This is a genomic window from Lentzea aerocolonigenes (assembly GCF_000974445.1).
Lineage (GTDB): Bacteria > Actinomycetota > Actinomycetes > Mycobacteriales > Pseudonocardiaceae > Lentzea > Lentzea aerocolonigenes.
Genome location: NZ_BBOJ01000017.1, coordinates 278,947 through 295,879 on the forward strand (window position 1 = coordinate 278,947; position 16,933 = coordinate 295,879).

The 16,933-nt window shown below is 69.7% G+C and carries 17 protein-coding genes; 8 read left to right on the top strand and 9 right to left on the bottom strand.

The features are described 5' to 3' along the window. Nucleotides 1-85: 85 nt before the first annotated feature. From AOM45_RS31595 to pyk, 3 genes are all read right to left on the bottom strand, one after another. Nucleotides 86-409 carry a hypothetical protein gene (locus AOM45_RS31595; RefSeq protein WP_030471178.1) on the bottom strand — a complete coding sequence of 108 codons (324 nt, stop codon included), beginning with the start codon at nucleotides 407-409 and terminating at the stop codon, nucleotides 86-88. Beyond that, a complete protein-coding gene (tesB, locus tag AOM45_RS31600; RefSeq protein ID WP_030471179.1) occupies nucleotides 410-1,321 on the bottom strand; it encodes an acyl-CoA thioesterase II in 912 nt (303 codons plus the stop codon). A gap of 108 nt (nucleotides 1,322-1,429) precedes the next feature. Beyond that, a complete protein-coding gene (pyk, locus tag AOM45_RS31605; RefSeq protein ID WP_030471180.1) occupies nucleotides 1,430-2,854 on the bottom strand; it encodes a pyruvate kinase in 1,425 nt (474 codons plus the stop codon). Between the two features lie 63 nt (nucleotides 2,855-2,917). Here pyk and AOM45_RS31610 point away from each other — a divergent pair, with 63 nt between their 5' ends. After that, complete coding sequence (locus tag AOM45_RS31610) at nucleotides 2,918-3,271, top strand: VanZ family protein (protein ID WP_081902514.1); 354 nt, start codon at nucleotides 2,918-2,920, stop codon at nucleotides 3,269-3,271. Here AOM45_RS31610 and AOM45_RS31615 read toward each other — a convergent pair. Beyond that, a complete protein-coding gene (locus tag AOM45_RS31615; RefSeq protein WP_030471182.1) occupies nucleotides 3,210-3,857 on the bottom strand; it encodes a DUF2461 domain-containing protein in 648 nt (215 codons plus the stop codon). The genes AOM45_RS31610 and AOM45_RS31615 overlap by 62 nt on opposite strands. A 76-nt stretch (nucleotides 3,858-3,933) precedes the next feature. Here AOM45_RS31615 and AOM45_RS31620 point away from each other — a divergent pair, with 76 nt between their 5' ends. Next, entirely contained in the window at nucleotides 3,934-5,853 is a 1,920-nt protein-coding gene (locus AOM45_RS31620) for a helicase-associated domain-containing protein (RefSeq protein WP_051784314.1), read from the top strand. Nucleotide 5,854: 1 nt separating this feature from the next. On the opposite strand, the gene AOM45_RS31625 is transcribed toward AOM45_RS31620, so the two are convergent. Continuing rightward, the gene (locus AOM45_RS31625) at nucleotides 5,855-6,967 is read right to left on the bottom strand and encodes a sensor histidine kinase (RefSeq protein ID WP_030471184.1); all 1,113 of its coding nucleotides are present in this window, start codon (nucleotides 6,965-6,967) and stop codon (nucleotides 5,855-5,857) included. 8 nt (nucleotides 6,968-6,975) lie between these two features. Continuing rightward, on the bottom strand, nucleotides 6,976-7,635 hold the full coding sequence (locus tag AOM45_RS31630; RefSeq protein WP_030471185.1) for a response regulator transcription factor: 660 nt from the start codon (nucleotides 7,633-7,635) through the stop codon (nucleotides 6,976-6,978). Nucleotides 7,636-7,770: 135 nt separating this feature from the next. Between AOM45_RS31630 and AOM45_RS31635 the strand changes: the two genes are divergently transcribed. From AOM45_RS31635 to AOM45_RS31650, 4 genes are read left to right on the top strand one after another with little or no spacing between them, the layout of a single operon-like run. After that, the gene (locus AOM45_RS31635; RefSeq protein WP_051784315.1) at nucleotides 7,771-8,304 is read left to right on the top strand and encodes a hypothetical protein; all 534 of its coding nucleotides are present in this window, start codon (nucleotides 7,771-7,773) and stop codon (nucleotides 8,302-8,304) included. Further along, complete coding sequence (locus AOM45_RS31640) at nucleotides 8,301-9,362, top strand: peptidoglycan-binding protein (protein WP_030471187.1); 1,062 nt, start codon at nucleotides 8,301-8,303, stop codon at nucleotides 9,360-9,362. Before AOM45_RS31635 ends, AOM45_RS31640 begins: the two co-directional genes overlap by 4 nt. Next, on the top strand, nucleotides 9,359-10,042 hold the full coding sequence (locus tag AOM45_RS31645; protein WP_030471188.1) for an ABC transporter ATP-binding protein: 684 nt from the start codon (nucleotides 9,359-9,361) through the stop codon (nucleotides 10,040-10,042). The genes AOM45_RS31640 and AOM45_RS31645 overlap by 4 nt, the downstream gene beginning before the upstream one ends. After that, nucleotides 10,035-11,246 (top strand): ABC transporter permease, encoded by a 1,212-nt coding sequence (locus tag AOM45_RS31650; protein ID WP_030471189.1) that lies wholly within the window; start codon nucleotides 10,035-10,037, stop codon nucleotides 11,244-11,246. The genes AOM45_RS31645 and AOM45_RS31650 overlap by 8 nt, the downstream gene beginning before the upstream one ends. A gap of 50 nt (nucleotides 11,247-11,296) precedes the next feature. Here AOM45_RS31650 and AOM45_RS31655 read toward each other — a convergent pair whose 3' ends face one another. Beyond that, a complete protein-coding gene (locus tag AOM45_RS31655; protein WP_156094189.1) occupies nucleotides 11,297-11,650 on the bottom strand; it encodes a hypothetical protein in 354 nt (117 codons plus the stop codon). Between the two features lie 306 nt (nucleotides 11,651-11,956). Between AOM45_RS31655 and AOM45_RS31660 the strand changes: the two genes are divergently transcribed. Both AOM45_RS31660 and AOM45_RS31665 read left to right on the top strand, forming a co-directional pair. Further along, a complete protein-coding gene (locus AOM45_RS31660) occupies nucleotides 11,957-12,550 on the top strand; it encodes a MerR family transcriptional regulator (RefSeq protein WP_059362796.1) in 594 nt (197 codons plus the stop codon). Nucleotides 12,551-12,616: 66 nt separating this feature from the next. After that, nucleotides 12,617-15,481 (top strand): NACHT domain-containing protein, encoded by a 2,865-nt coding sequence (locus AOM45_RS31665; protein WP_035912449.1) that lies wholly within the window; start codon nucleotides 12,617-12,619, stop codon nucleotides 15,479-15,481. On the opposite strand, the gene AOM45_RS31670 is transcribed toward AOM45_RS31665, so the two are convergent. Together AOM45_RS31670 and AOM45_RS31675 are read right to left on the bottom strand one after the other, a co-directional pair. Further along, nucleotides 15,471-16,295 (bottom strand): DNA/RNA non-specific endonuclease, encoded by an 825-nt coding sequence (locus AOM45_RS31670; RefSeq protein WP_030471191.1) that lies wholly within the window; start codon nucleotides 16,293-16,295, stop codon nucleotides 15,471-15,473. The genes AOM45_RS31665 and AOM45_RS31670 overlap by 11 nt on opposite strands. A gap of 84 nt (nucleotides 16,296-16,379) precedes the next feature. Further along, on the bottom strand, nucleotides 16,380-16,817 hold the full coding sequence (locus AOM45_RS31675) for a COG4315 family predicted lipoprotein (protein WP_081902516.1): 438 nt from the start codon (nucleotides 16,815-16,817) through the stop codon (nucleotides 16,380-16,382). Nucleotides 16,818-16,933 lie beyond the last annotated feature (116 nt).

A 16,933-nucleotide genomic window follows, 5' to 3' on the forward strand; every position in this document is an offset into this window, starting at 1 on the left:
ACTTCTAGGATGTAGGAAACGCTGCCGCATTGGATCCCGAAGCCTGTGCGCCCGTGCAGCTGACCTCGGCGACGCAAGGCCTGGGTCAGTCGTCGAACGGCTCGTCGCTCCACCGCCACCCGGCGGTGCCGTCTCCGTGGACGTGGAGCCAGAACTCGGCCACCGGCTGCCCGTCCGGGTACGTCATGGTGAGCGACTTCCTGATCCGCTCGTAACAGGCGTCGGCGAGCTCGTGGTCCTCGTCGTCGACTGCCCGTTCCTGCTCGGCGAACACCGACCGGAACTCCTCGAACCCCGGCAGGGTCTCGACGGTCGCGTGCACCCACGGGAAGTCGCCACCGGTCACCGTCAGCCGGGCGATCTCCTCACCAGCGTTGTGCAGCCGCCAGACCGCGCCGGGAGCCAGCACCTACGCGCCGTCGTCGGACGGCTTGAGGACCCGGATCAGGCCCTCCTGCACCACCGTCGCCACCAGCTGCCCGTCCTGCGAGAAGAACCGCCCCGTGGCCAGCCCGCGGTTGCCCGACGCGGACGGCGAAGAGGTGTCGTACAGCAGCCACTCGTCGGCACGGAACGGCCGGTGGAACCACATCGCGTGGTCCAGCGAGGCGCCGAGGACCTTGTCCAGTCCCCAGTAGACACCGTGCTTGGCCAGAACTCCGTCCAGCAGCGTCATGTCCGACGCGTAGGTCATCACGCAGATGTGCAGCATCGGGTCGTCCGGCAGCTTGCCGTCGGCCTTCATCCACACCTGGGAAGCGGCCTCGCCCGGACCGTCCTCACGGGACTCCCACGGCGGCTCGGTGACGTAGCGCACGTCGATCGGGCGCGGGAACTTCGACGTGTGCAGGCCGTACCCCTCGGCCGACTCGGTCCACGTGGGCAGCGACTCCGGGTCCGGCACGGACGGCATGTCCGAGGAGTGCTCGACGCCCTGCTCCTCCAGCTGGAACGAGGCCGACAGCGCGAAGATCGCCTTGCCGTGCTGCACGGCGACGACTCGCCGGGTCGTGAACGAGCGGCCGTCGCGGATGCGGTCCACTTCGTACACGATCGGCACGCGCGGGTCGCCGGGGCGGATGAAGTACGAGTGCAGCGAGTGCACGCGGCGTTCCACCGGCACGGTCCTGCCCGCGGCCACCAGGGCCTGGCCCGCGACCTGTCCGCCGAAGACGCGCACCGGTGACTCCGCGGGTGACACACCGCGGAAGATGTTCTCCTCGATGCGTTCCAGGTCGAGCAACGCGACCAGGTCGTCCACTGCGGATTGGCCGCTCAGGCCCGACGGGCTCGTAGCGGCGGCACGGGCGGCCTCAGTCACGGCGGAACTCTCCTAGCGGCACGGACACGGCGCGGCCCCGCGCCCTCACACGTCCAGTATGAGGGGGCGGGGCCGGCAGAACGACGGATCAGGCTGAGAGGCCAGCCACTACGCGTGGTCGTCCTCGCCCAGCCGGTGCACCCGGATGAGGTTGGTCGAGCCGATGGTGCCGGGAGGCGATCCGGCGACGACCACCATGAGGTCGCCCGCCTGGTAGCGGCCGATCTCGATCATGGCCGTGTCGACCTGGCGGACCATCTCGTCGGTGGACTCCACCCGCGGGACCAGGAACGTCTCGGTGCCCCACGTCAGCGCGAGCTGCGAGCGCACCGAGGGCTCCGGCGTGAACGCCAGCAGCGGCAGGTGCGTGTGCAGGCGCGCCAGGCGGCGGACCGTGTCACCGGACTGCGTGAACGCGACCAGGGCCTTGGCGTTGAGGCGCTCGCCGATGTCGCGGGCCGCGTACGAGATCACGCCGCGCTTGGTGCGCGGGACGTGGGTCAGCGGCGGCACGACGACCGACTCGGTCTCGACGGCCTCGATGATGCGGCCCATGGTCTGCACGGACTCGATGGCGTAGCGGCCGACCGAGGTCTCACCGGACAGCATCAGGGCGTCCGCGCCGTCGAGCACCGCGTTCGCGACGTCGGACGTCTCGGCGCGGGTCGGGCGGGAGTTCGTGATCATCGAGTCGAGCATCTGGGTCGCGACGATGACCGGCTTGGCGTTCTCGCGGGCGATCTGGATCGCCCGCTTCTGCACCAGCGGCACGTGCTCCAGCGGCAGCTCGACGCCCAGGTCACCGCGGGCGACCATGACGCCGTCGAAGGCGAGGACGATGGCCTCGAGGTTGTCCACGGCCTCCGGCTTCTCGATCTTCGCGATCACCGGGAGGCGCTTGCTGCCCGCACGGTCCATGACCTGGTGGACCAGGTCGATGTCCGCGGGCGAGCGCACGAACGACAGGGCGATGAAGTCCACGCCCAGCGAGAGCGCGAACTCGAGGTCCTCGATGTCCTTTTCCGACAGCGCCGGCACGGAGACGTCCATGCCGGGCAGCGAGAGGCCCTTGTTGTTGCTGACGGGTCCGCCTTCGGTGACCTCGCACACGACGTCGGAACCCTCGACGTCGACGACCACGAGGCCGACCTTGCCGTCGTCCACGAGCAGGCGGTCGCCGACCTTGGCGTCCTTCGCCAGCTCCTTGTACGTCGTCGACACGCGGTCGTGCGTGCCCTCGACGTCCTCGACGGTGACGCGGACGATGTCGCCGGTGTTCCAGTCGACAGGACCCGCGGCGAACCGGCCGAGCCGGATCTTGGGGCCCTGGAGGTCCGCGAGGATGCCCACGGCGCGGCCCGACTCGTCGGCTGCCGCACGAACCATGTCGTAGACCTGCTTGTGGTCGGCATGGCTGCCGTGGCTGAAGTTCATCCTGGCCACGTCCATACCGGCCGCTACCAGGTCGCGGACCTTGTCCGGCGTGCCAGTGGCGGGACCGAGGGTACAGACGATCTTTGCGCGTCGACTCACGTTTAGAGAGAGTAGCCCTCGTTCCTGGACCGATCCCGAACTACCCGTGGGTAATGTTCAGACATGGGTCGAGTGCTGCCTTTCGTAGTCGCGGCGTTGCTCAGTGTCGTCGTTCTGTTCACCCCGGAGTCAGGTGTGCCGACCGCGCCGCCTGGTACGGACAAGGTCATCCACACGCTGTTGTTCGCGCTGCTGGCGTTCACCGGCCTTTACGCGAGAATTGCTCACATTCTGCCGCTGCTGGTCGTCTACGCGGGCGTTTCGGAGGTTCTCCAGGAACTCGTCACGCCCCTGCACCGCAGCGGCGACTGGCTCGACGCCCTGGTCGACGTGGCGGGGATCGGGCTCGGCTGGGCTACCTCGACCTGGATTCGCTCACGCCGACGTGGTCCTCGCACCACGCGTTCAAGTCCTTGAGCTGCCGCCACGACTTGCGCACGCGGTCGAGGCACCCCGGCTCGTGCAGCACGTCGTCCGGCTCCCAGATCTTGCGCACGTAGATCGACCGGTGCTTGAGCAGGTCGAGGTGCGGGTGGTCGTCGGCGAACCCGCGCGGCTTCGACTTCATGACGTCGCCGCACAGCTCCCAGCCCTGCTTGACCAGCTTGTCGACGATCTTGCGCAGCAGCACGCCGTGCGAGTCGACCGAGGCGCGGTAGCGGGCCAGCTGGTCGGACGCCATGTGGAACGAGCCGCCGCCGGTCAGCAGTCCCTCCGGGCTGATCTGCACGTAGTACGCGCCGCCGCCGCGTCCTTTCTCGATGACGCCGCCGCAGTTCGTCTTGTACGGCGTCTTGTCCTTGGCGAACCGCACGTCCCGGTACGGCCGGAAGACCTTGCCTTCGCCGAACTCCTTCTCCAGCGCGAGGAGCAGCGCCTCCATCGGGCCCCGCACGTCACGCAGGTAGGTCTCCTTGTTGTCGTCCCAGTACGCCTTCGAGTTGTCGAGGACCAAGCCGTCGTAGAAGTCAATGGCGTACTCGCCGAAACCGCTGAACGTCACCGAGACAGCCTAGGCCGACCGCCCGAACGCGTGAAAATTCGTTTGAGCGCACACAACCACCGCCATAATCCGATGAATGCCACGCCGTATCAACGCGCTCGCGACCTGGCTCCACCAACTCGAGCCGGACGAGGTGGCCGCGATACTCGTGCACCGGCGTGACGTGGCCGACCGCTACATCCGCACGTTGAAGGACCTCGCGACCCAGCTCACCGACTCCGACTCGGTCCGCGCCGCGGAGGACACGCTCGACCAGGGCGCGATCGACGTGCTCGGCTCGATCGTGGCGCACGGCAACCTCGGGACCGTCGACACCGTGTGCACCGAGTTGCGGTGCTCGGTCGACGACTTCGAACGGGCGTTGGGCGAGCTGAAGAAACGCGCGCTGGCCTGGCCGGACGGGCCGAAGCTCGTCGCGGTGAACTCGGTGCGGGCCGGCGGCGCGGTGCGCGATCAGCTGACCGGGCGGCCGAAGGCGCCGGGGAAGCGCAAGGCCTCCGAGATCTCACCGATCGTGCCAGCCATGTCCACAGTGGACGGAGTGGCTCGGCTGCTGGCGCACTGCGAGCAGGACACGTTCGACGCCCGCTACACCGGTGGCGTGGCGACGGTCGAGATCCGGCGGGTCGCGCGGGCGTTGCGGGTCACCGACGGCATGCTGCGGCTGTGGCTGGAGCTCGCGGTCGAGGCGCAGCTGCTCGGGGTGGAACGGTCCCGGCTGCTGCCCACCAAGCAGGGCGACGACTGGCTGGACTCGCAGCCCGGCGTCCGGCTCGCGGCGCTGGTGAACGCGTGGCGCCGGATGGACTGGCGGCCGGAACCCGATCAGGCACGGGCCGCGTTGCGCGACTACACCGGTGCCGCCGGACTGCTCCTGCGGCGCAGTGTGCTGGAACGGTTCTCCGCCGGCGAAGCCTTCACGGACCTGAACGAACTGGTCGCGGACCTGGTGTGGGAACGCCCCGCGGTGCACGACCCGCGCGCGACCGCGGCGGTGATCGCCGAGATGGAGTCGCTCGGACTGGTGGCCGGCGGCGCGCTGACGCCGCTGGGCGTCGCGGTGCTCGACAGCGGTGACGTCGAGGCGGCGGCGACTCGGTTGATGCCGGCCGCGAAGGAGAAGGCCGCGTTCCAGACGGACATGACCGCGGTGGTGAACGGGCTGCCGTCACCGGAGCTGAGCGCGACGCTGAACCTGGTGGCGGACCTGGAGGACAACGACGCCGCGCGGGTGTGGCGCCTGTCCGCCGGGTCGGTGCGGCGCGCGCTGGACAGCGGGTTGTCCGCGCAGGAGGTGCTCGCGAAGCTTGCCGCCGTGTCGGAAGCGCCGTTGCCGCAGGTGATCGAGTACCAGGTGCAGGACGTGGCGCGGCGTCACGGGCAGCTGACGGTGACGGACGTGGCGAGCTGCGTGCGGGCGGAGGATCCCGCGCTGCTGCAGGAGATCTCCCGGTCGAAGCGGCTGACTTCGCTCAAGCTGCGGTTCCTCGCGCCGACCGTGCTGGCGTCGGCCAGGCCGATGGCGGAGACGCTGGAGGCGTTGCGCAGGGCCGGGTACGCGCCGACCGGACTGGACGCCGGTGATCAGTCCATTGTGGAGCGAGTGGAACGGCGGCGGGCGACGGCGCGCGGCGAACGCCGGCCCGACAGGTGGTGGCGGGCCGAGCTGGACGACCTGGAGCTGACGCAGCTCGCGATCAGGCTGGTGGAGCAGGAGAGGCCGAGCGTCGGCCGGGGCACGCCGCGTGCGAACGCGGCGCGGATGCTGCGCGACCAGAACGTCTTCCTGCGTGACGAGGAGGTGCTGATCCTCGCGACGGCGCTGGTCGACGGCAGCCGCGTCGAGATCAAGTACGCGAGCGGGCCGCGCAGGACGGAGACGTACGTGATCGTGCCGACCAAGCACCTGGAGGGCGTGCTGAGCGCGGACTGCGAGGACGGCACGAGCAGGGAGTTCGACATCGGTCACGTGCGGAAGGTCGCCGCAACGATCTGAGTCAGGGCACCGAGAACGCCATCTCCAGCCCACCGCCCGGACGTGGCACCGCCCGCACCGACCCGCCGTGCGCCTTCGCGATCGACGCGACGATCGAGAGCCCCAGGCCGACGCCGCGGCCGGATCCCGCGCGTTGTTTGCGCAGCTGGCGGAACGGTTCGAACAGCCAGCCGACCTGGTCGGCGGGCACGTCCGGTCCGGTGTTGCACACGTGCAGGGCCGAATCCCCTCCAGTGCGAACGGAAACCAGTCCGCCCGCGTGGTTGTAGGTGATGGCGTTGTCGACGAGGTTGACCACGAGCCGTTCCAGCAGAACGGGGTCACCGGACACGATCTGGGGCGACATCGCCGCTTCCAGCCGCACTCCGGCCTGCTCGGCGGCGTGTCTGCGGCTGTCCAGGACACCGCGTGCCACGTCGTCGAGCCGCACCGGCTCCTCGTGCTCCAGCCCGCGGTCGCTGCGGGCGAGCAGCAGCAGCCCTTCGATGAGCGACTCGGTGCGCACGTTCATCACCAGCAGCCGTTCGCACAGGTCCCGCAGATCCGGGCCCGCGTTCCGGCGCGCCATCGCGATCTCGATCATCGTGCGCTGGGTGGCGAGCGGGGTGCGCAGCTCGTGCGAGGCGTTGGCGACGAACCGCTTCTGGCTGTCGAACGACGCGGCGAGCCGGTCGAGCATCCCGTCGAAGGTGTCCGCGAGCTCGGTCAGCTCGTCGCGCGGGCCGGGCATCCTGATCCGCTCGTGCAAGCTGTCCGCCTCCAGCCGCTGCGCCGTCGCGACGACCTCCTGCACGGGGCGCAGCATCCGCACGGCGGCGAACCACCCCAGTGCCAGCGCCACGACCGCCATCACGGCCAGTGCCACGCCGGACTGCACGACGAGTGTCTGCAGCACTTCCTGGCGGTACTGCGAGAGGTCCGTGCCGGAGCTGCCGACCACGGGCGCGGAACCGGGGACGGGTGCGGGCAGGTCGTCCGTCGACTGGCCGGGAGGAGCCCCGGCCGTGTCCGGCAACGCGGTGCGCACCAGCAGGTAGTTGGTCGCCAGCAGAATCGCGCCGCCGAGCAGGAACAGGCCGCCGCACATCAGCGCGAGCCGCAGCTTGACCGACATCCGCGCGGCTAGTCGCGCAACTGGTAACCGACCCCTGACACCGTGCGGATGACCTGCGGTTCGCCCAGCTTGCGGCGCAGGGTCATCATCGTGACCCGCACGGCGTTGGTGAACGGATCCACGTTGACGTCCCATGCCTTCTCCAGCAGCTCCTCGGCGCTGACGACCGCACCTTCGGCGCGCATCAGCACTTCCAGCACGGCGAACTCCTTGCGCGACAGGTTGACGAACCTCTCGTCGCGGAACACCTGGTGCCGTCCGACGTCGAGGCTGATGCCCGCGCGGCGCAGCACCGGTGGCAACGCGGGCCGCGCGCGCCGTCCCAACGCCTGCACCCGTGCCAGCAGTTCCGCCCAGGCGAACGGTTTCGGCAGGTAGTCGTCCGCGCCGAGGCCGAGTCCGTGCACCCGGTCCGCGACGTCGCCCGACGCGGTCAGCATGATCACGCGGGTGTCGCTGCCGTTGTCGATGATCGCCCGGCACACGTCGTCGCCGTGCACGCCCGGCAGGTCCCGGTCCAGCACGACGACGTCGTACCGGTTCACGGCGATGTACTCCAGCGCCTGTTCTCCGTCGCCGCAGACGTCGACCGCCATCGACGCCTGTCGCAGGCCCTCCGCGACGGCGTCGGCGAGCATCTCCTCGTCCTCGACCACCAGGATTCGCAAGCCCGACCCCCTTATTCCGTGCCAAGTGTGGCGCGCAGGCCCATAAGACGGCCATAAGCATCCGCACTTACGGTGGCGGAATCACCCGCCCGGTAGACATTCAGCCATCCGCAGGAAACGCCCTGAGGGGGAATCATGAAAACTGCCGGTCTGTTCGGCGCGATTGTGCTCGCCGCATTGCTGACCACGTCGTGCGCGGGCAACTCCGACCCGAATGTCGCCTCCGCTCCGGGCAGCACGCAATCGAACACTGCTCCTGGCGGCGAGGACGCGTACTCCAAATGCATGCGCGACAACGGCGCCGAGGTGCAGTCCCAGGAAATCCCGAACAACGGGAGCGGCCGGGGAACGGCGCAACAGGGCACTCTGCCGCAGGTCGACCAGGAGAAGCAGCGCGCGGCCCACGAGAAGTGCCGCCAGCACCTGCCCGACGGCGGCAACCCGAAGCCGATGAACCCGGAGCAGCTCGAGCAGGCGCGCAAGTTCGCCAAGTGCATGCGCGACGAGGGCGTGCAGTACCCGGATCCGAAGCCGGAGGACGGCGGGGACGGTGCCGCGAAGCTGCCCGACGGCGTCGACGTCCACGACCCGGCCGTGCAGGAGAAGATCCGGCGTTGCTCGGCCAAGACCGGCGGTGACGCCCCCGGCTCCTCCGGTTCGACGAAATGACCGAGGAGGCCGGGCCGTCCGCCGCCAGGAGACGGCGGCGCAAGCGGGCGGTCTGGATCGCCGTCGTCCTCGCGTTCGCCGGGACGGCAGGAGCGGTGACGTTCACCCGGCTGGTCTCGGCACCGGCGTCGTCCGCACCGCCCGTCGCTCCGCCAGCCACCACGCAGGTGACCCGCACGACGCTCACCGACCGGATCAAGGTCGACGGCGATCTGGGCACCGGCACGCCGGTCGCGGTGACGGGACGCAGGCCGGGCACGCTCACGCGTCTTCCGGCGGCGGGTGAACAGCTGGAACGCGGAAAGGTGCTGTACGAGGTGAACGCGGTCGAGGTGCCGGTGTTCTTCGGCGGGACGCCCCTGTACCGGGAGATGCGCAACGGGGTCCCCGACGGTGACGACGTGAAGATGCTGCAGGAGAACCTCCTCGCACTCGGCTACTCGGAACTCGGGGCGGCGAGCGGGAAGTTCGGCCCGAGGACCGCGGCCGCGGTGAAGCGCTGGCAGAAGTCGCTCAAGGCCGAGCAGACCGGCGTCGTGCAGCCCGGTGACGTGATCGTCGTGGCCGGTCCGGTCCGGGTGCACGCGGTGACCGCGCAGCCAGGCGCCCCCGCCGAGGGTCCGCTGCTGACCGTGACGGGCCTCGACCGGCTGGTGTCGGTGGAGCTCACGGAGGCGCAGCGGCGGCTCGCTCGGGTGGACGCGAAGGTGAAGGTGTACCTGCCGGGTGGGAAGGACACCCCCGGCACGGTGCGCGAGGTCGCCGTGAAGACCGTGGAGGACAAGTCGAAACCGGTCGCCACGGTGACGCTGGACGACGCGGCGCCCGCCGAACCGGGACGCGTCACCGTCGAGTTCGACGGCGAGAAGCGGGAGAACGTGCTGGCCGTGCCGGTGCAGGCGCTGCTCGCCGTGCGCGAGGGCGGGTACGCCGTCGAGGTCGTGGAGGGCGGGAAGAGCCGCTACCTGGCCGTCCGGACGGGGATGTTCGCCGGCGGGATGGTCGAGATCACCGGCGACGGCCTCACCGAGGGCATGACGGTGGTGACGACGTCGTGAGCCCTGTTCTGGCGTTGACGGGCGTGTCGAAGACCTACCGCGGTGGCGTCCAGGCGTTACGACCGTGCGACCTGCGGGTGGAAGCGGGCGAGATGCTCGGCATCGTGGGCCCGTCGGGCTCCGGCAAGTCGACGATGCTGCACCTGATGGGCACGCTCGACCGCCCGTCGACGGGTGCGGTGCTGGTCAACGGCCACGACACCGGCAAGCTGACCGACCGGCGGCTGTCCGCGCTGCGGGCGTGGTGGATCGGCTTCGTCTTCCAGCAGTTCCACCTCACCGAGGGCTTCACGGCGAGGGAGAACGTGATGGCGGCCCTGGTGTACCGCGGCGTCCCCGCCCGCAACCGCAGGGCCGCGGCCGACGAGGCACTCGCCCGGGTGGGGCTCGCTCACCGCGCCGGCCACCTGCCCACCGAGATGTCCGGCGGCGAGAAGCAACGGGTCGCCATCGCACGGGCGCTGGTGAACCGGCCGAGCATCGTGCTGGCCGACGAACCGACCGGCAACCTCGACACGAAGTCCGGCGCGGAGGTGCTGCGGCTGCTGCGCGAACTGCACGCCGACGGCACGACGATCGCGATCATCACCCACGACGTGCAGATCGCGGCGAGCCTGCCGCGCCGGGTGGAGATGCTGGACGGGGAGCTGCGGACGGACACGGGAGGCGGCCGTGCCTGAAGTACCCCTCCCCCATGCCACCCGCCTGCCACCCGGCGACGTCCTCCGCCTCGGCACGGTGGGCGTCCGCACCCGCCCCGTCCGCACGGTCCTCGCCGCACTGGGCATCGCCATCGGCATCGCCGCACTCATCGCGGTCGTGAGCATCCCGGCGTCGAACCAGGCCGCGTTGCGCGCCCAACTCGCTGCCCTGGGCCCGAACCTGCTCACAGTCGCACCGGGCACGAACATCGCCGGCGGCAAGGCGAAGCTGCCCCCGGTGGCCGTCGACATGATCCGCAGGATCGGACCCGTGCGGTCGGTGAGCGCGACCGGCGAGACCGGCGCGACCGTGCGGCGCACCGACCTGGTGCCCGCGCAGGAGACCGGCGGGCTGAGCGTCAAGGCGGCGCGGCTCGACCTGCTGCCGGTGCTCGGGGGCTCGGTGCGCACCGGGCGGTTCCTCGACCAGGCGACCGAGGCGTTCCCCGTGGCCGTGCTCGGGGCGCGGGCCGCGAGGGTGCTCGGCACCGAGCTGAGGCCCGGGCTGCCCGCTCCCTCGGTGTGGATCAAGGACCGCTGGTTCACCGTGATCGGCGTGCTCGCGGCCAACCCGCTCGCGTTCGAGGTCGACAACGCCGTGCTGGTCGGGTGGAAGGCGGCCGAGGCGCACCTCGGGTTCGACGGCTCGCCCGGCCAGATCTACGTGCGGGCCGACGACCGCGCGGTGGAGGCGGTGAAGTCGGTGCTCGGACGGACGGCCAACCCGAAGAGCCCCAACGAGGTGCTGGTCAGCCGGCCGTCGGACGCGCTCGCCGCCCAGCAGCTCGTCGAGCAGGCGTACTCGGGGCTGTTCCTCGGACTGGGCGGGGTGGCGTTGCTGGTCGGGGGCATCGGGGTGGCGAACACCATGGTCATCTCCGTGCTCGAACGGCGCCGCGAGATCGGGCTGCGGCGCGCGCTCGGTGCCAGCAGGCGGCAGATCAGCGGTCAGTTCCTGGCGGAGGCCGTCGTGCTCGCGGGCATCGGCGGCGGTATCGGCCTGCTGATCGGGGTGGCGGCGACCGCCGTCTACGCCGCGTCGCAGGGATGGCCTGCCGTGCTCCCCCTGACCGCGCTCGCGGGCGGGGTGGGCGCGGCCGTTGTGGTCGGTGTGCTCGCCGGGGTCTACCCGGCGGTGCGGGCGTCGCGGCTCACCCCCACCGAGGCGCTGGCGACCACGTGAAAAACCGCACCCCCGGCGGAAGATCGCCGGGGGTGCGGTGCCGGGCCTGATCAGCCGCGGCTCTGGAAACCGAACGAGTTGAGGTAGTAGCCGCCGCAGTCCACCCAGAGGTGCCAGCGGCCCGCGCCGACCCACGGGGTGTAGTACGTGCCGCCGTTGGAGCACCGGCCGTACAGACGCACTTGACCGCTGACCACGGTGCAGTACGCGTCGACCCTGCGAGCCGTCGCGGTCCAGTCACAGCGCCAGTTGGCCTGGATGCCGACCTGGTCACCGGTGCTCTGGACGACCTGCGGCACGGCGGCGGGCGCTGCGGTGGCACCCGCCGCGTTCATGGTCGCGACGCCACCGAACACGGCGAGCACGAGCAGCAGAACGCTCGTCATTCGCTTGATTGCGGACATCTGACTTCCCCTCTTGTGCTTGCGGCAGAACACGGGAAAGCCTCTTCCGAACAACGCCTTTGTCCCAGAAGTGGAAGGAAAAACTTCCACACGACTTCGCCTAGCACAACCGAACACCCGGACCCAGCAAGGGAAAGAAGTTCTTCCACTTGATCAATCGAGGGGCCAGAAACAACTTATGCCCGTCTTATAAACGCGATGGGAGACTTGTTCACCAGGGGCGGGTCCGCAGTTGCACTCTTCTCGAGCGGGCCTGAGACAACAGGGGGAAAACTCAATGCACCAACTTTGGAAGTGGTGCGGGTAATGTCAGACCTCGCCGCCAGACAGATGACGATCGACGAGTTCGCCGCCGAGATCGGCATGACCACCCGCACCGTCCGCTCGTACCAGGCACGTGGCCTGCTGCCGGCTCCGAACCGCCTGGGCCGGTCGCCGATGTACGACGATTTCCACCTCGCGCGCATGCGCACAGTGCTGCGGTTGCAGCACCGGGGACTGCCGCTGGAGGCGATCCGGGTGCTGCTGGCACCGGATCTCGTGCTGCGCCAGTTCCTCCCGACCGGCAACGCGCTCGTGTGCGCGTTGCGCCAGAACCCCGAGCTGCTGCACTCCGCGATCGAGTGCGGAGTCGTCACGCAGCTGCCCGACGGGACGCTCGAGGTGCGCAACGCACGGGCCGTGCTCGCCGCCGGGCGAACGGGCGCGCCCATCGCCCACACGGTGAGCGTCCTCGTCCAAGCCGTCTCCGCACTGCAGCCGCACGCGGAGTCCGCGCTCGCCGAGGTGCGGCGATCGGCGCAGTCCGTGCCGCCGGAGAACCTCGCCGAGCTCGCGGTGGAGGCGTTCCGGATCGCGGTGATGTCGGTCGCGGGTCGCGGTGTCCCCCGAACCGCCTGATGAATTCCTGGTTGCCTGTAAGCGAAAAGCCGGTGGGCAGCTACGACGGGTACCGATACTGGCGGTGTGGCCGATCCGTTTTCCGCCGGACTGCTGATGGTGCTCGAGACCGTGCTGGAGCGCGTGCTGGTCGGTCTCTTCGACGTCGTGCACAAAGGTGCCAGGGACAAGAAGCGTCAACGGGAACTGACCAGACCGGGACCGCTCGTCGAACGGGTCAGCAGCGAGCTCGCGCGCGGCGAGCTGAGCACCGTTGAGCAGGGCGAGTGGCAGGCCGCCGTGGACGCGGTGCGCGAGTCCATCGAGGCCGCACTGCCGTTGCGCGACGACGACGCTCTTCGGGTGATGCTGACGCCCGAGTCGTTGCGGGCGCACGTGCGGTCGAGGTCGGAGAACATCCGGCGCGCGGCCGGTCTGTCCGATCACGCGACGGCCGTCTACGACGCGGTGCTGCTGCGGGTCTGCGTCGCCGTCGTGGAACTGGTGTGGTCACAACCGGAGTACGCGCGGCGCCTCGCCGTGGAGATGTTCCGGATCAGCAAGGCGACCGCGGACGCCGTGGCCCGGCTTTCGGACCAGCACCAACTCGCGCTGGTCGCGGCACACCGGGACTTCGAGGACCGCTACGCCGACCAGGTCGCGCACTCGCTGGGCGGGCTGGAGCTGTTCGGCGTGTCCCGCGGACGGGTGCCGCGGCGGCACTCCTTCGACAGCTCCTACGTGTCGCTGGCCGTCGCACGGGTCGGCGACACCGACGAGCTCACCGGCGCCGGTCTGCCCGTCGCGGCCGCACTGGCGGACACGCCGCGGGTGCTGATCAGGGGTGGTGCGGGCGCGGGCAAGACGACGTTCCTGCGCTGGCTCGCCATGAACGCGCTGGGCGAGACGCGGACATCGGGCAACGAGTGGCTCGGACTGGTGCCGTTCTTCGTGCCGCTGCGGCAGTACTCGACGCTGCCGAAGCCGGAGGAGTTCATCTCGTCGACCGCCTCGATGATCGAGGAGGAGAAGCCGTCGGGGTGGGTGACCGCGCGGCTCAAGGAAGGTCGCGCGCTGGTGCTCGTCGACGGCGTGGACGAGCTCGTGTCGGAACGGCGGGAGGAGGCGCGCCAGTGGCTCGTCCGGCTGGTGAACGCCTATCCGCAGGCCCGGTACGCGATCACCACCCGTCCGGCCGCCGTGCCGGAGGACTGGCTGGACGACTGCGGCTTCACGGCGTTCGACCTGTTGCCGTTGAGCGACAAGGGTGTGCGCGACTTCGTGGAGGCCTGGCACACCGCCGCCCGCGACGAACCGGGCCTGAGCAGGGACGCGCTGCTGTGGCTGGCCGAGTGCGAGACACGGCTCGTGACGACGCTGACGAAGCGGCCGGACCTGCGCCGGCTCGCGTCGAGCCCGTTGCTGGCCGGGTTGCTCTGCGCGTTGCACCAGGACCGCAACATGCACCTGCCGCGCGATCGGCGGTCGTTGTACGAGGCCGCACTGGACCTCCTGCTGGTGAGGTGGGACGAGGACCGCGGGCTGGCGCTGCCGTCGTTCTCCAAGGAGGAGCAACTCGTTCTGCTGCAACGGTTCGCGTACTCGTTGGTGCGCAACCGGGAGCTGACCGTGCCACGGTCGGAGGCGGTGCACCGGCTCGGGAACGCGATGCGCGGGCTGCGGTCGCACGACATCGACCCGGACGACGCGATGCAGCGGTTGCTCGAACGGGCGGGGCTGCTGCGGGAGGTGCCGACCGAACAGGTGCAGTTCGTGCACCGGACGTTCCGCGACTACCTGGCGGCCAAGGAGGCCGTCGACGCCGGTGACCTGAACCTGCTCGTGGACAGAGCACATCTCGACGAGTGGCACGACGTGGTGGTCATGGCGGTCGCGCACGCCCGGCCGCGCGAACGGGCCCGCGTGCTGATGGACCTGCTGGCGGGCAACGACGACACCCGCAAGGACGAGCGCGGGCGGGACAAGCTGCGGCTGCTCGCGCTGGCGTGCCTGGAGCAGGCGGACGTGATCGAGCCGGAGACGGCACGGACACAGGTGACCTTCGCCGCCGCCGTGCTGATCCCGCCGACCAGTTTCGCGCACGCCGACGCGTTGTCCGAGGCCGGATCGTTCGTGGTGGACCTGTTGCCCGGTCCCGAAGCCACCGAGGAAGCCGCCTACGTCGTGCGGACGCTCGCGAACATCGGTGGTGAGGCCGCGTGGGAACGGATCGCGGAGTTCGTGGCCGTGGACCACGCGATGGTCATCGACGAGCTGCTGCGGGCGTGGCGGAACACGCCGGACGCCGAGAAGTACGCCAGGACCGTGCTGTCCAAAGTAGATTTCGGTGACCGCAGGGTCGACGTCCGCGGCTGGCACCGGATCCAGTTCATCATGCACCTGGAACGGCTGCGGTACGTGCGGTGCATCGGCAACATCAACCCGCTCGACCCGCTGGGCGCGATGCCGTCGCTGCACCGGTTGGAGCTGTGGCAGAACGAGGTGATGCGCGATCTCTCGCCGTTGGCCGGCTCGCGCTCGTTGAAAGAGCTGCACCTGAGCCGGTGCCGTCCGCTCGGGCGGATCGACCTGTCGCCGGTGAAGGACCTGGACGAGCTGCACCTGCACTTCAGCCGCGTCGACCTGGCGTCGCTGGACGGCGGTGCGGTGCGGCGCCTGCAGATCCGTGACTCGGCGACCGACGACGGGCTGGCCGCGTTGCCGGAGCTGCCCGCGTTGCGCGAGCTCGCGATCGACCACCGCCCGCCCTACCCGCTGGCGGGGCTGGAGCGGTGGCCGACCGTCACGTCGCTGGAGGTGTTCGGTGTGCCGGCGGCGGACGACCTGCGCGTGCTGCCGGCGTTGGAACACCTCGTCGTGCACCAGCCGGAGTCGTTGCCCCGGCTGGAGGAACTGCGTCAGGCGTTGCCTTCCGTGCGCATCACCACTTGATGTCGCCGAGGCTGTCCAACGGCTTGCGCTCGGACTCGTCGAGCAGCTGCACCGCCGCCGTGTCCGCGGCGTGCAGCTCGGCGGGGAAGGTGAAGCTCACGCGCTTCTCCAGCTCGGCCACCGACACCTGGAACACGCGGAACTCGTCCAGGTCGAGCGCCTCTGCCAGGACGAGGTTCTGCGTGAGCAGGAAGGCACTGCACCGCAGCTCGCCGTTCACCACGAACGCGATCGCCTTGTAGAACTCGCGCGGGATCGCGACGCCGCGGAACACCCTGTCGTCGGCGTTGAAGACCGGACCGCCGTAGACGCTCACCCTGAGGTTGTCCACGTCGACGTCGGCGAGCACCGCGTCCTCCAGCCGGCCCCAGAGCCCTTCCTTCGTGCTCTGGTTGAAGTCGTCCATCTGCGGCGTGATGTTCGTGAAGAAGAACGAGTCCCTGTTCGCCTTCTGCGCCTCCGCCTTGGGGCCCCAGCACAGGTCGGCGCGGCGCGCGAGGTGGCCGCGGTCGAGCCTGTTGTCGCGGTAGAGCTCGTCGCCGGTCTGGAACTCCTCCGGCACGCGGGGATCCTTGATGAACGGGATGTTGCTGCGGCTCAGGGCCTTCAGGGCACCGCCGTCGATGTTCCACGCGACCCAGATCGCGAACTTGCGCGACATGCTCAACGCGAGCGAGAAGTGCGTGTAGTCGATCGTGGTCGAGCCGTCGAGCTCGACCGCGTCGGCGGCTCCCGAGTCGGTCAGGACCGGAAGCCCGGCGTCCGTGCCGAGGAACGTCGCGTCGAAACCTGTCTTCACGGCTGTGCTGGTCATGTGTCGCCCCCTACTGGTTCATCTGCTGGGTCGACACTTCCCACATGGCCGTTAGCCGCATACACCCGAACGGCCCAATGTTCATCAGCTCTTCCTGACCAGTTTGCCGTCCGGCGCGATCGCGAACCACTCGTCGTCGACGCCCTGCCCGTTCACGTCACCGGCGACCTGGTCTCCCACGTAGTAGTAGAGCGGCCACTTTCCGTACACGGCCTGCGAGTTCTCGTCGACCCGCGAGACCAGCTTCGCGTCGGCACCGTCCTTGGCGTCCACAGTGGACTCGGCGGTGAGCGCCGGCCACACCGCGATGCAGTCCGCGTCACACGCGCTGGACTTGTTCTCATCCTTGGTGAACGCGTAGAGCGTCCGTCCCGTTCGGTCGACCAGGATCGGGCCGAGGTCGGACTGCGCGATCTTCACCTCCGCCTTGACCGGAACTTCCTGTTGCGGTGCCTCGTTTCCGCAGGCGGTGAGCCCTGCGAGCAGGGCGGGCAGCAACAGAATTCCCATACGTGCACGCATCTTCGTCTCCTAGCGGGTGTGTCCTGTTCCGCCGTCGACACGTGTTGAGACGCGGTTCGGTTCAGTCGAGAAGTTCGTTGAACCGAATTCGATCGACGTCCGTGTTGGTGGCGTCG